13 protein-coding genes are annotated in these 13,362 nt (G+C 38.1%); 5 read left to right on the top strand and 8 right to left on the bottom strand.

What is annotated here, in order from left to right; translation table 11 throughout:
• Positions 1–62 precede the first annotated feature (62 nt).
• On the bottom strand, positions 63–2,000 hold the full coding sequence (locus NST66_RS05860) for an ATP-dependent DNA helicase (protein WP_013056155.1): 1,938 nt from the start codon (positions 1,998–2,000) through the stop codon (positions 63–65).
• 224 nt (positions 2,001–2,224) lie between these two features.
• The gene (locus tag NST66_RS05855; protein ID WP_013056154.1) at positions 2,225–2,404 is read right to left on the bottom strand and encodes a hypothetical protein; all 180 of its coding nucleotides are present in this window, start codon (positions 2,402–2,404) and stop codon (positions 2,225–2,227) included.
• Between the two features lie 332 nt (positions 2,405–2,736).
• Between NST66_RS05855 and NST66_RS05850 the strand changes: the two genes are divergently transcribed.
• The 4 genes from NST66_RS05850 to NST66_RS05835 are packed head-to-tail and all read left to right on the top strand — an operon-like array spanning position 2,737 to position 6,876.
• Complete coding sequence (locus NST66_RS05850) at positions 2,737–3,828, top strand: ABC transporter ATP-binding protein (RefSeq protein ID WP_033578445.1); 1,092 nt, start codon at positions 2,737–2,739, stop codon at positions 3,826–3,828.
• Between the two features lie 36 nt (positions 3,829–3,864).
• Positions 3,865–5,112 (top strand): ABC transporter substrate-binding protein, encoded by a 1,248-nt coding sequence (locus NST66_RS05845; protein WP_049163670.1) that lies wholly within the window; start codon positions 3,865–3,867, stop codon positions 5,110–5,112.
• Positions 5,096–6,049, top strand: coding sequence for a carbohydrate ABC transporter permease (locus tag NST66_RS05840; RefSeq protein ID WP_028414047.1), 954 nt, complete (start codon positions 5,096–5,098; stop codon positions 6,047–6,049). Before NST66_RS05845 ends, NST66_RS05840 begins: the two co-directional genes overlap by 17 nt.
• 14 nt (positions 6,050–6,063) lie before the next feature.
• The gene (locus NST66_RS05835) at positions 6,064–6,876 is read left to right on the top strand and encodes a carbohydrate ABC transporter permease (RefSeq protein ID WP_049163666.1); all 813 of its coding nucleotides are present in this window, start codon (positions 6,064–6,066) and stop codon (positions 6,874–6,876) included.
• Between the two features lie 34 nt (positions 6,877–6,910).
• On the opposite strand, the gene NST66_RS05830 is transcribed toward NST66_RS05835, so the two are convergent.
• Positions 6,911–7,405 (bottom strand): hypothetical protein, encoded by a 495-nt coding sequence (locus NST66_RS05830; RefSeq protein WP_033578441.1) that lies wholly within the window; start codon positions 7,403–7,405, stop codon positions 6,911–6,913.
• Between the two features lie 159 nt (positions 7,406–7,564).
• Here NST66_RS05830 and NST66_RS05825 point away from each other — a divergent pair, with 159 nt between their 5' ends.
• The gene (locus NST66_RS05825) at positions 7,565–7,693 is read left to right on the top strand and encodes a hypothetical protein (protein WP_013056148.1); all 129 of its coding nucleotides are present in this window, start codon (positions 7,565–7,567) and stop codon (positions 7,691–7,693) included.
• Between the two features lie 44 nt (positions 7,694–7,737).
• Here the strand turns inward: NST66_RS05825 and NST66_RS05820 are convergent, their stop codons facing one another.
• The 5 genes from NST66_RS05820 to liaF form a co-directional block, all read right to left on the bottom strand.
• A complete protein-coding gene (locus tag NST66_RS05820) occupies positions 7,738–8,883 on the bottom strand; it encodes a THUMP domain-containing class I SAM-dependent RNA methyltransferase (protein WP_340843201.1) in 1,146 nt (381 codons plus the stop codon).
• Between the two features lie 209 nt (positions 8,884–9,092).
• A complete protein-coding gene (locus NST66_RS05815; protein ID WP_028414051.1) occupies positions 9,093–10,760 on the bottom strand; it encodes a glycoside hydrolase family 13 protein in 1,668 nt (555 codons plus the stop codon).
• A gap of 132 nt (positions 10,761–10,892) precedes the next feature.
• Positions 10,893–11,519, bottom strand: coding sequence for a response regulator (locus NST66_RS05810; RefSeq protein WP_028414052.1), 627 nt, complete (start codon positions 11,517–11,519; stop codon positions 10,893–10,895).
• Complete coding sequence (locus NST66_RS05805) at positions 11,512–12,558, bottom strand: sensor histidine kinase (RefSeq protein ID WP_311265142.1); 1,047 nt, start codon at positions 12,556–12,558, stop codon at positions 11,512–11,514. The genes NST66_RS05810 and NST66_RS05805 overlap by 8 nt, the downstream gene beginning before the upstream one ends.
• Positions 12,555–13,283 (bottom strand): cell wall-active antibiotics response protein LiaF, encoded by a 729-nt coding sequence (liaF, locus tag NST66_RS05800; protein ID WP_028414054.1) that lies wholly within the window; start codon positions 13,281–13,283, stop codon positions 12,555–12,557. Before liaF ends, NST66_RS05805 begins: the two co-directional genes overlap by 4 nt.
• Between the last annotated feature and the right edge of the window lie 79 nt (positions 13,284–13,362).

The raw sequence follows: 13,362 nt of genomic DNA, 5'->3' as shown, positions 1-13,362 counted from the left end.
GTATATAACTGAAAATTCAATCTATTGTGCATATAAAAAAGCGCGGCTGCCACCGCGCTTTTTTATACGTTTTCTATTTTCGTTGGAACATTTTGTTCAATGATTGAACGCACTTTTGAATCTGTGCTTTTTGGCATAAAGATCGTGATTAGACCCTTATCATTATGAGAGCGAATCAGCCTTCCAACTCCTTGCTTTAAGCGAAGAAGCATATACGGCATATCTGCATCCCAAAATGGATCGACTACTTGATTGCGCTTTGCTTCAAAGACCGGATCATTTGGCGGATACGGCAGAGACCAAATAATTACATTCGATAACGAAGGTCCAGGAATATCCAACCCTTCCCACAAATGAACAGCGCATAAAATCGTTTCTTCTTCCCTTTGGAACTGAGACACTAATTTACTGATTTCTTGATCGCCTTCAAATAAAAATGTGTACTGATTTAACTCTTTGGAAACTTCTTTGAACATCTCTAGTTCTTCTTTACTGTTAAACAATAAAAGTGCTCGTCCGTTCGTTTTTTCGAGCTGAGCAACAGCAAAGGCAAATTTTTCAGCAAACGCTTCTTCTTGATCATCCGAAACATTTTTCACCGCAATTTTCATTTGCTCATCATAATCAAATGGCGATTCAACTGAAAAAGAAAGCGGCTTTGCAATTCCTAAGCTATATGCTAAATAATCGAACGATTGGTTATCTGAAAGAGTGGCAGAAGTGAAAATGTATGGTATTTTCTTCGCAAATACTCGTTCTTTTAAGACGTCTTTTACTGCTTGCGGCATAATAACCAACGTCAGCTGCCAGTTGTTTTCTTCCACCCAGTAGATGGCATTTTCGTTGTCCATAAATAAGCGCAGCGAATAATCAATTTGATCTAGGTACTCATCTACAATTCGCAGCGTATATTCGTCTACTGTATAGGTCTCACTCTCAAACACAAGCTCGTTTCCGATATGTTCAAGCAGCGATAAAAGTTCTTTTCCTACACTTTGTAATCCGTTTGTTCGGGCTACTTCTTTACGGCTAGAACCAACGATTTCTGTGCTTGCTTCACTTAAACGGTCAAAGAACATTGCATACACATCGATAGCGTGCTCGATCTTCACAGCAAATTCTTCTCGCACGTCATTTTCTAATAGACGCGTTAACAAGTTTTCTAACGTATCTTCTTGAATGCGATACGTTAAAGCCTTTTGTGCAGCAAATTCCAGCAGGTGACCTTCATCAAATACAACACAGCTGCTTTCAGGAAGAAGCGGAAGCTGTCCTTCACGCTTGCGGGCTTCATATGTCCAAATGTGTTCCATGTAAAAATCGTGAGAGCAAATAATTAAGTCATGTGCTTTTCTATAGTGCTCGCGTGAAAGCGTTAAGCCACATCTATGACGCTGCTCACAGGAAGAGCAATCTTGAAACGTATCCCAGTTAATTTGATTCCATTCCTCATCCGTTAAATGAGGATATTCTTTACGGTCTCCGTAGTGATAGAACGACTGCATACCACTATGATCATGAACAAAATCAGGAAGCGTATCGTAAATTTCTTCAATGTTTTCATTATCTGTTCGTGCTGTCACAGCATCTAATTTCTTTAAACACAGATACTGATCTTGAGATTTTGCTAGGCGAACATCCATGTTAATATCTAAAATACCAGAGAGCTTGGCAATGTCTCCTTCGGCTTTTACTAACTGTTCAATTAATGTTTCATCCGCACAGGCAATAATAGCCGGCTTGCCAATATACCTTGCATAACAAATAGCGTACAGTAAATACACAATGGTTTTCCCTGTTCCTACACCTGCTTCTGCAAAGATTACATTTTTTTCTTTAAAAGCTCGTTCGATTTGAAAAGCCATAAAAATTTGTTCATCCCGAAGTTCTAATCCTGCGTCTGGAAGATGATCATAAAAAACATCACCTATCCATTCATTTAATTTGTCAAAAAAGTTTTCATCCCGCTCAATTGTAAAAGGCAACCGCTCTCTCATCATCGATACTGACTCCTTTATTTATGTAAATATCTATCAATAAAAATTAGCTTCACTTCTTTTTATCTAGTAAATTTCTCATGTAAGCAAAACTTAATTATTGACTACTTTATCTAAAATGTCAATAAAAAGAGCTGAACATAAAAAAGTTCTGCCTGTAAGGACAGAACCTTTTTGTATAAAAGCTGGGTGTATAGAACGCAAACGGAATAAGTGCTATTAAAAAATTAATTACAGCGGAATTTGGAATCCGTGGACTGAGACAATAAAAAGGCCGCTTCATACTCGGCTTTTGCTTGTTCCAGCTGAGTAAGCGTCTCTCCGCTAACTTCTATTCCCTGCTGCATTAAATGATAGCTGTTTTCCAACGCTTGCCGAATCATAGTGAACTGCGTGTTTCTATCCATTTATAAACATCCTCTCTCTGTAGTGCTTACTATAAAAGTGAATACTATCATTCTATACATCAGCTGTTTATTTTATTCTCAAAACCAGCATCTCTGGCTTAATAAATGGATTCTTTCATTTAAGAAAATAATCGAACTTATTAAAATATTTTAATTCTCACTTGACATATAGGAATAATATATTTTAAAATTACTTACAGATTCAATCACTCAAAACTACATACTACAGGCTTACCGGTCAACCGATAGCCTCTAATTGCCAGATACACGTACAATCCGTCTGTGCAATTAGAGGCTTTTATTTTTTAAAAGCCTGCTGAGAGGAGAAAAAAATGGCAGAACTGCAGTTGCAGCATGTGTATAAAAAATACGGAAAAGATAGTCTTGCAGTTGATAATTTTAATCTTCATATTCAAGACAAAGAATTTATTGTATTTGTAGGACCTTCAGGGTGCGGCAAATCCACTACCCTTCGAATGATCGCCGGCCTTGAATCGATAACAGAAGGAGAATTGCTTATTAACGGAGATCGTGCAAACGATTTACCTTCTAAGGACCGGGATATTGCAATGGTGTTTCAAAACTACGCGCTTTACCCTCATTTAACGGTTTACGACAACATGGCATTTGGCTTGCAGCTCCGCAAAGTCCCAAAACAAGAAATTGATGAGCGCGTTCGTGAAGCGGCTCGTATTTTGGACTTAGAACCCTATTTAAAACGCAAGCCAAAAGCATTATCAGGAGGTCAGCGTCAGCGAGTGGCTTTAGGAAGAGCCATTGTACGGAATGCCCAAATTTTTTTAATGGATGAGCCTTTGTCTAACCTTGATGCGAAGCTTCGCGTACAAATGCGTGCTGAAATCAGTAAGCTTCATCAGAGGCTGCAGACGACCATTATTTATGTAACCCACGATCAAACAGAAGCCATGACGATGGCAAGCAGAATCGTAGTTATGAAAGACGGAAAAATTCAGCAAATAGGTTCACCTATGCAAGTGTATAATGCTCCAGAGAATACGTTTGTAGCCAGTTTTATAGGCTCACCGGGAATGAACTTTTTCACAGGAAAAGTAGTGAACAGCAAACTGTACATCAGTGAACATGAGTTTCAACTGACAGAAAATCAAATGCATTCGTTACATGAAAAAGGCTACAATAATCAATTCATTACTGTAGGAATTCGACCCGAGCATATTACGCGTGCCTTTTCTGATGCTCCTCATATTTCATTACCGGTAGATGTGTCTGAGTTATTAGGAGCAGAGTACATACTATACAGCAGTTTAGGAGAGCAGCTCTTTGTGGCTAAAATCCCTGGGGATGAACATATTCAAGTTCATCAGCACTTTCCGTTTCATTTTCAAATGAATCATGCTCATTTCTTTGACCAAGCATCTACCAATCGTATCAAAATTGACCAATAACTATCTAAAAAGAATTCTATAAATGGGGGAACTAAAATGAAAAAATTATTAATTCTGTTAGCAATGCTCACCGTGATCATCGCCGGCTGCGGCAAAAACAGTTCAACAAGCGGCGACAGCAGCGATTCTTCAAAAAAAGTAACCATTAACTTTACGCATTGGCGAGGAGAAGATACGAAAGCCTTTGATTCTATCATTGAGCAATTTGAAAAGAAAAACCCAAATATTCATGTGGAGATGACCGTCTTTCCTTCGGATTCATATCAATCACAAATTCAAGGATCTCTACTATCTGGAGAAGGCATCGATGTATTTGCTAGTTTTCCAGGAAGTCAATTTGAAACGATTCGCAAAGCAAACGGTTTTGCAAAGCTGGACGACCAAAACTTACTCAGCAAATTTGACGAAAAGCTAATCCAAGCGGGTAAAGCGGATAATACGCAATATGCTCTTCCTTATCAGCTAGTCTATAACATCCCTGTCTATAACAAAGGCATTTTTGAAAAACTAAATTTAGATGTTCCTAAAGACTGGAATAGCTTTTTAAAAACAGCTGAAACATTAAAGAAAAATGGTTACACGCCGATTTTATTTTCAGGAGACGTAAGTCCTTCTCAATTTATTAACCCAATGATTATGAATAACGAACCTACAAATAACGCCCTTCACGAAGTAGAAACGGGCAAGCGCAAGCTAACTGATGAATGGTTTATCAAAACCCTATCTCAAATTAAAGAATTAAATGATAAAGGTTACTTCCAAAAAGATGCTCTTGGTACGAAAAAAGAAAGTGCTGCAGCACTTTTCGCTCAGGAAAAAGGCGCAATGCTTGCTCAAGGTTCTTATATGATGGCTACAGTCAAACAGCAAAATCCAAAGATTGATCAAGGTTTGCTTGCACCGATTACAGTGGATCAAGATAAAGCCAAATACGAAGGTGTTCATACCACAACATTCTTATTAGGTGTTGCTGAAAAATCAAAACACAAAGAAGCTGCTAAGAAATTTTTAACTTTCCTTGTAGATCCAAAGATTTCTTCTGAGTATGCAAATGCTACTGGCCAGTTATTAACGGTCAAAGACGTGAAATATGATTCACCTGAACTCAAAGAAAGCGCAAAGTGGAAAGACAAAAAAACGGTCTTCCAACCTCGATTTACCATTTTAAATGAGCGCGTATCAAAAGCTGTTGAAACATCTGTACAGGACGTACTATCCGGTATGTCAGCGAAAAAAGCTGCTGAAAAAGCACAAGGAGAGGTAGAACGTGTCGCTAAAAACTAATACGTCTATTCAAGAGGAAGAAAAGAGAACCCCTTCGTTCTCTTTTCCTCTCTTTTCATTTAAAAATATCTCTAAAAGCAGGCATCTATGGTTGTTTTTGCTTCCTGGTTTTGTCATATATACGGTTTTCTTTGCATTGCCAACGCTTTCTGCTTTATTTTTAAGTACAACTGATTGGAATGGATTGTCTTCTCAGTTCTCATTTGTAGGGTTTCAAAACTTCAAAGAAATTTTAACAAACGATGCTATTTTTACACAGTCTCTTACAAACAACTTAAAGTTCACAATTGGCGTGCTGATCTTTCAAACGTTATTGAGCTTGGGATTTGCACTTTTACTTTATAGAAATTCTGCATGGAATACATTTTATCGCTCACTCTTTTTTGTACCGACGATTATTTCATCCGTGTCGATTGCGTTCACGTGGAACTTTATGTATGACCCCAACATTGGAGGAGTTAACCTATTTTTAAGTAAAATAGGCCTTGAGCATTGGACACAGTCTTGGATCGGAAATGGACATATCGCCATTTACAGCTTGGCTTTTGTACAATTTTGGGCACATACTGGTCAAATGCTTATTATTTTTGTAGCTGGAATTCAAGCTATTCCCAGTGAGTTATATGAAGCTGCTAGTATTGATGGAGCAACACGATGGCAAAAATTCAAGCGCATTACGTGGCCTCTTTTAGCTCCAGCTACGACAATGGTTGTGGCTTATACGACCATACAAAGTTTTAAAGCATTTGATTTAATCATTGCAATGACAAATGGAGGTCCCTCCAACTCAACTGAAATTCTTTCGACACTTCTTTATCACGAAGCTTTTATTAATTTTCGTTTTGGCTATGCCTCTGCCATTTCCGTTGTATTTATGATTGTGATTGCTCTTTTAACGTTTCTTCAATTTCGCGTACTTCGCCTGACCAAAATGTAAAAGGAGATTCTTTTATGAAACAAAATCCATTCAGACATCTGGTTTTAGGGATATACGGTTTAATCATTCTGTTGCCCTTAAGCTTGGTTTTATTAACAACCTTTAAAACAACGCCTGAACTTTACAGCAACCCAATTGGATTACCAGCAGGCTGGAATATTGAAAATTATAAACAGCTGCTCGTCAATGAACCCATCTTTGGCTATATTAAAAACAGCGTGATTGTTACCGTCTTTAGCACGTTTTTTATTCTATGGTTTTCAAGCATGATTGCTTACGCTATTATTCAGCTACCTCAAAAGCTTGGATGGATTGTATACGGCTTTTTTGTTTGCGGAATGATTGTCCCTACTCAAGTCAATATGATTCCTGTCTTTTTGCTGATGAATAAGCTTGGACTGGTCAATACGCTAACAGGGGTCATTATCGTCTCCATAAGTTTTTTGCTTCCTATCGGTGTGTTTATTATAACGGGGTTTATGAAAACTTTGCCAAAGGAACTATTCGAAGCCGCTCGCATGGACGGGGCGTCAGAGTGGAAAATATATTCAAAAATCGCTCTTCGACTCTCCATACCTTCAATGGCTACAGTAGGAATTTTTTCGTTTGTGATTGTGTGGAATGATCTGTTATTCCCTTTGCTATTATTAAAATCTAAAGAAGTAAAAACGCTGCCTATTGCATTATTGGACTTTCAAGGGGAATTTCTAACCAATTACCCTATGCTGTTTTCAGCAGTCGTTCTTTCTTCTATTCCATTATTGATTGCGTACGTGTTTTTGCAAAAGCATTTCATTTCAGGAATGACCTCTGGGGCATTAAAATAGCAGGCAAGAAAATCACGCTTCCTTGCCTGCCCCTTTATTCTATAGGATTATTTTTTAAAGCACGCTGAGGTTTCGTTTTCTCTACTATTAGGTGTTGGTAAACGTACATTAAAGCAGCTTTTAACAGAAAGATACCTAGCAAATGGTACTCTTTAAATGTGCCTACCCTAAAAAGCTTTGCACGGCTCATAGCTCGTTGAAAAGGATAAACAAAAAATGTATCTACGATTGCATTTAATAACATATACCTTCCAAAATGGCCATATGTGAACTTTTTAATCCATAAAGAACCTGCTAAAAATGGACCTAAAAGTAAAGCAGCTTCACCTGTTAAATATGGATGAGGAGGATTAGGGAATATCCACCACTTCTTTTTTTCAGCAATATAGCTTTCAACCATAATTAAAAAGGAAATAAACATAGTAGATGATAAATAGCGCTTAATATGCTGTCGTCCTATAAAAGGGATGGTTAACCATGAAAGAAGCATCATCCCGCCAAAAACCCGTGCTGATCGATTTTTTCTCATTTTATCACCTCTTAGGTTTTAGTATGAGATTTCCCTTTCGTAAATATGTTAGAAATAAGCTAATCATTTCTCGTTTTAAGCCTGCTATTGAAAAGAAATGAATACATATATTGCCCTGCTACTCGCCCATACTATAAAAAAACATAATGGGGTGAGTACATGCATGATTATTATGACGGACTATATAAATACCTGCTTAATGCTACGTTTTGGTTTATTTTATTAATTGTCGTGCTCGGGATAGGCATGTTTGGAATGCTAGCTTATCGCGGTTTAAAAAAGAAATAACGTAAAAAAGCCAAGCTGTTTTTACACCGCTTGGCTTTTTGTATTTATTGATCGTTGCGTGGAGGACGAGGTCCCCAGTACTGATAGTAGTCTGTTTTAATAAATCCGTTAAACAATTTACGTTTTTTCGTCGCTTTTTTACCGTAGTACTGTTCAAACTGTTCATGAGATGTAAGCATATAAATCGACCACGTATCAAGCTTAGAAAACGCTTCGCCCATTTCAGCGTACATTTTTTCAACAGAAGGACGATCGCTTAAACGTTCGCCGTACGGAGGGTTACCAATAATGATTCCATATTCTTTCGGCGTCGTAAAATCGCGCACTTGCATTTGCTTAAATTGAATTAAATCTCCAAGTCCAGCTTCAAATGCATTTTGCTCCGCTACTTTTACCATACGATGGTCAATATCATGACCAGCAATATCTAGCACTTGGTCATAGTTCGCTAAGTCTTCTGCTTCTTCGCGCGCTTTGTCCCAAATGCTTGCTGACATCCACGGCCACTCTTCTGATAAGAAGTCACGATTAAATCCTGGTGCAATATTTTGACCGATAAGCGCTGCTTCGATAGCAATTGTACCAGAACCGCAGAAAACATCGACAAACGGACGATTCGCATTCCACGGCGTTAGCATAATTAAAGCAGCTGCCAGCGTTTCTTTTAAAGGAGCTTCCCCTTGTCCTACGCGGTAACCGCGCTTATGAAGTCCTGCACCGCTTGCGTCAATTGTTAATGTAGCAACATCTTTTAATAACGCTACTTCAATTTTAAACGTTGACCCCGTTTCTTCGAGCCAGCCTGTTGTTTTGTTATAATGTTTTTTTATGCTGTCAACAATTGCTTTTTTTACAATGCTTTGACAATCTGATACGCTGAACAATTTAGATTTAACTGATTTTCCCGATACAGGAAACTGTGCATCTACGGGCAAATAATCTCCCCAATTTAATGCTTTTGTTTGTTCAAAAAGCTCATCAAACGTACGAGCTTTGAACTGTCCAACCTGTACTTTAATTCGATCTGCTGTACGAAGCCATAAATTGCATCGAGCAATTGCAAGCTCGTCTCCTTCAAAGATAACCTTGCCATTATCTACTTCACATTCATATCCTAAAGCACGCACTTCTTTAGCGACTAGTGCTTCAATTCCCATTGCTGCTGTTGCAATAATTTTATATTTCGCCATTTTTCAACCTCATTTTGTTTCTAATTATCTACACTAAGTGTAAAAGTACCATATACATGCGCCGTAGTCAAAGCTTTCTCCGTCTTTTTATCAAAATGCAGAAACTGCTGGCTCTTGGTAGAGCCAGCAGTTTCTTTACATATGTCGCATATAGATTTGTTTTTAAAAGCTTTCCATTTTAAAATTGCGCAATCGGTTGCTCAACTTGTTTATGAAAGTAAGTATACACGTGTTTCATATGGGTGCAGCGTACATTGTTCAAGCGTTTCGTTTTTATCCAACGGATAATTATGAATCAGCACTTCTATGTTTGTAAATGAGCTCTCTGAAGGAAACTCGAACGTTTGATTATTCGGTGACATATTACAAATAACAACAGCGGTTTTACCTTCTAATGTTCGCGTATACGCGTAAATAGCGGAATCTTCTTCTGCCAACAGCTTATAAGTTCCATACACCAGCACATCATGCTGTTTTCTAATTTTAATGAGCTGTTTGTAAAAATTCAGTACCGAATTCTTATCACTTTTCTGCTCTTCTACGTTAATGTCTACGTAATTTGGGTTCACTTTCATCCAAGGGTTTCCGGTAGAAAATCCTGCATTTTTTTCTGTATTCCACTGCATTGGCGTCCTTGAGTTATCGCGGCCTGTTTCCCAAATAACTTTCATAATCTCGTCATGTGAATCGCCTTTTTCACGCTGAATACGGTAGTAGTTAATCATCCCAACATCATCATAATCATCAATAGAATCAAATTTAACATTGGTCATTCCAAGTTCTTGTCCTTGATAAATAAACGGTGTTCCTTTCATTAAAAAGTATAGTGCAGCTAAGCACTTTGCACTTTCCACTCGGTAAGCTGTGCTGCCGAATTTATTTACAGAACGAATTTGGTCATGATTTTCTAAATATAAAGCGTTCCAGCCGTTAATTTTTTCTAAACCATTTTGCCAATTAGTTAAAATTGTTTTTAACTCGATTAAATCAAGCGGTTTTTCTTCTCCTTTATCCCACAGTCCCATATGCTCGAACTGAAAAATCATATTGAAGTTTCCGCCATCTTCAGCTACCCACTCATCTGCGCTGTCCGATGTTACACCATTTGCCTCTCCAACCGTCATAATATCGTATTTGGCAAACGTTTTTTCTTTTAGCTCTTTTAAATGTTCTTGAATTCCCGGTCGATTCATATGCCCTTCAAACGATGGCACATAATCTAGCTTTTCAGGGTTCGGCAGATCTGGGAAGCCGGCCACTTTCTTAATATGCGAAATAGCATCTACACGAAAGCCGTCAATTCCTTTATCTAACCACCAGTTAACCATTTCATAAAGCTCATGACGTACTTTTTCGTTTTCCCAGTTTAAATCGGGCTGTTTTTTAGAAAATACGTGCATGTAATATTCTTTTGTCTTTTCGTCGAACTCCCAAGCTGATCCGCTAAAAATAGATTCCCAGTTGTTTGGCTCTTTTCCATCTTTACCTTCGTGCCAGATATAATAATCACGATATGGATTCTCTTTAGCAGACCTAGATTCTAAAAACCAAGGGTGTTCATCTGAAGTATGGTTAATAACTAAATCCATAATCAGCTTCATTCCGCGATGGTGAACTTCATCTAACAGCTCATCAAAGTCTTCCATTGTTCCAAAATCTTTCATAATATCTTTATAATCACTGATATCGTAGCCATTATCGTCGTTAGGAGACTGATAAATCGGGCAAATCCAAATGACATCAATTCCAAGATCAGATAAATAGTCTAATTTTGAAATAACCCCTTGAATGTCACCAATTCCGTCGCCGTTTGAATCCATGAAGCTTCGCGGATAGATTTGATACGCAACAGCTTCTTTCCACCATTTCTTTTCCATGTGCTCAACCCCTCAAAATAGTGCTTTTACGTAAGCGTTCGCCTTTACGCATATCGCTATTTTATAATGAATACATGCAAAAAAATAGGTTTTTCACAAAAAAAATCGTTATTCTCTTTTGAATAACGATTCTCACTGCGCTAATTTGTGTTTAAAGGCATAAATGACGGCTTGAGTTCGGTCCTGCACATCCAGCTTACTTAATAAATTGCTCACATGTGTTTTTACCGTCTTTAGCGCAATAAATAATTCGTCTGCAATCTCTTGATTTGTTTTACCTTGTGTCATTAAAAGTAAAATTTCCATTTCACGAGCTGTGAGTTCTTCATGAGGTAAAGACGGCTTTCTCATTTTAGACATCATTTTACCGGTTACTTCAGGCTCTAATACAGATTCCCCCTCATATGTACGGCGAATAGCAGCTGCAATTTCTCCTGCTTTAGACGTTTTTAATAAGTAGCTTGTTGCCCCTGCCTCTAGAGCGGGATATACTTTTTCGTCATCTAGAAAGCTAGTGACAATAATTACTTTTGCTTCCGGCCACTGCTTAATGAGCTGTTTTGTTGCTTCAATCCCGTCCATTTCTTCCATGACTAAATCCATTAAAATAATATCCGGGCGCAGCTGAAGCCCTAATTCAACGGCCTGTTGGCCATTGGCTGCTTCAGCTATTACATGAATGTCTGTTTGAGCCGACAAATACGCTCCTACGCCAATACGAACCATTTCATGGTCATCTACTAACAGTACATTAATCATTTTGCTTCTCCTCTCTTTCTACTAACGGTACTTTTACTTCTAGCTTTGTTCCTTTGTCGGGCAAACTAATAATTTTTAATAGGCCTCCAATTTCAACTGCGCGTTCATACATATTTTGCAGACCGTACGATCCGACTTTCTCCTTTTCTACATCAAAACCAACTCCGTTATCCACAATACGTAAAATAATGGAAAAGTCACGTTTGATCAGCAGCACGTCTAAAGCTGTTGCATTTGCATGACGCAGCGTATTTGATACGGATTCTTGCAAAATTCTAAACAAGTGGTCTTCAATGCCTTTATCAAGTTCAAACCCTTCTATTTTCCAATTTAATTCAAGCGGTACTTTTTGAGCAAGCTCATTCATCAGTTCTTTCATTCCAGCCTGTAGCGATTTTCCTTTTAATGCTGCAGGACGAAGATGAAGAAGCAAAGCCCTCATTTCAAGCTGTGATTGATTAATCATTTTTTCAACCATCTTTAATTGCTTAGCTTCAGAGTCTTGTAGCGTAAGATTGGATTCCGTAATAGCAGACATAAGCATCGAAGCGGCAAATAGCTGCTGACTAACGGAGTCATGCAGTTCTCTAGCAAGCCGATTTCGTTCTTGAGAAACAATTTCTTGCACTTGCTTTTGCTGATTTTCCACTTTTTCCGTTGCCATCTTTTGAGATTGCTGCGCTTGAAAAATCATTTTATGATCTACCTTGTTTAAACGGCTTATAATTCGAGACGTTTCTTGAATAAGCGGTTCATTTGCCGGCATATGCCGGTGGCCATTTTCTATTTCATATAATCGGTTTTCAACATATGTCCACTGCTGTCTCCACATAAACCCCATGATTCCTCCAATCACGCTTCCAATCGTAAGGCTTAAACTGAAGGAAAACAGCACAAAAGGCATGCCAAATACGCTCGTTTTCCATAAGTCGCTAAGTTGAAAAACAGGATATGCCAAAAACACGGTAAGGAGCACGGATACAAATACAAAAAAACTTAAGAAAATCCCCCACAATAACTGCCGTTGAAGAATACTCATATCCTTTGCACCTCTAAATCTCCAATTACAACAGTTGTAACAATCTTCACCCTATGAGCAGATTGATCAAATTCCTCTGTTTTGATAGACAAATTTTCATTGAACGAAAAGCCGCGCTGATGGCCAAAAACCGTTACGTTTCCTGCTAGTTTAGAATGATTCACAGATACTTCTGTTTCGTAAGGAATGAGCACTTTAATATTTCCAAACACTTGACGAATAAAGATAACCGCATCGCCTTTTGGCAGAACAGTATTGCTTAAATCAATCACAATGTCTCCCCATACGCTTTGAATATTAATATCATCCCATTCGTATACGGAGTCTTCGGTTCTTTGACTACCAAGAAGTTTATTCGTCAAAACCGGCCGGACCTGCACCAAACTTTGGTTTGGCTGCTGTGTCAACTCGTCAGTTGGTCTAAATTCAACCGGATGCTTTCGTAATTGAATAAATCTAAGTAAAAAGTACAGGAAAAGAGCAATAACTAAAAACTTAAAGGCAACCGTATTAAATATATTCAACACAAGCCCAATAACGCCAATCCAAAATAACATACGCCCTAATTTTCTTCTCATTTTTTTTCGCCCAATATACATGAACGCACCGGCAATTAATACAGAAAAGATCAAGCCGCTGTGAAAAAACATAATTTCAATAAACAGGACAAATAAGCTGCAAATAAAAATGAACATAAGAGATTCTGTTTTGTTTACGCTTTGCACAGCTCCCTCTCCTTTCTCCTCGTAGATGACATAGCGTTCTTTGGATGCTGCAGATATCTATTCTCTCACCTTAAAAAGA

The organism is Priestia sp. FSL W8-0524, from assembly GCF_038005965.1.
Classification (GTDB): domain Bacteria; phylum Bacillota; class Bacilli; order Bacillales; family Bacillaceae_H; genus Priestia; species Priestia zanthoxyli.
Note: the sequence above shows the minus strand (reverse complement) of the source record. Positions and strands in the feature narration are given on the sequence as shown.

Bases quoted from the DNA above. Each gene is read 5' to 3' on its own strand.
- NST66_RS05860 (WP_013056155.1), bottom strand. From the start codon at position 2,000: ATGATGAGAGAGCGGTTGCCTTTTACAATTGAGCGGGATGAAAACTTT.
- NST66_RS05855 (WP_013056154.1), bottom strand. From the start codon at position 2,404: ATGGATAGAAACACGCAGTTCACTATGATTCGGCAAGCGTTGGAAAAC.
- NST66_RS05850 (WP_033578445.1), top strand. From the start codon at position 2,737: ATGGCAGAACTGCAGTTGCAGCATGTGTATAAAAAATACGGAAAAGAT.
- NST66_RS05845 (WP_049163670.1), top strand. From the start codon at position 3,865: ATGAAAAAATTATTAATTCTGTTAGCAATGCTCACCGTGATCATCGCC.
- NST66_RS05835 (WP_049163666.1), top strand. From the start codon at position 6,064: ATGAAACAAAATCCATTCAGACATCTGGTTTTAGGGATATACGGTTTA.
- NST66_RS05830 (WP_033578441.1), bottom strand. From the start codon at position 7,405: ATGAGAAAAAATCGATCAGCACGGGTTTTTGGCGGGATGATGCTTCTT.
- NST66_RS05825 (WP_013056148.1), top strand. From the start codon at position 7,565: ATGCATGATTATTATGACGGACTATATAAATACCTGCTTAATGCTACG.
- NST66_RS05820 (WP_340843201.1), bottom strand. From the start codon at position 8,883: ATGGCGAAATATAAAATTATTGCAACAGCAGCAATGGGAATTGAAGCA.
- NST66_RS05815 (WP_028414051.1), bottom strand. From the start codon at position 10,760: ATGGAAAAGAAATGGTGGAAAGAAGCTGTTGCGTATCAAATCTATCCG.
- NST66_RS05810 (WP_028414052.1), bottom strand. From the start codon at position 11,519: ATGATTAATGTACTGTTAGTAGATGACCATGAAATGGTTCGTATTGGC.
- NST66_RS05805 (WP_311265142.1), bottom strand. From the start codon at position 12,558: ATGAGTATTCTTCAACGGCAGTTATTGTGGGGGATTTTCTTAAGTTTT.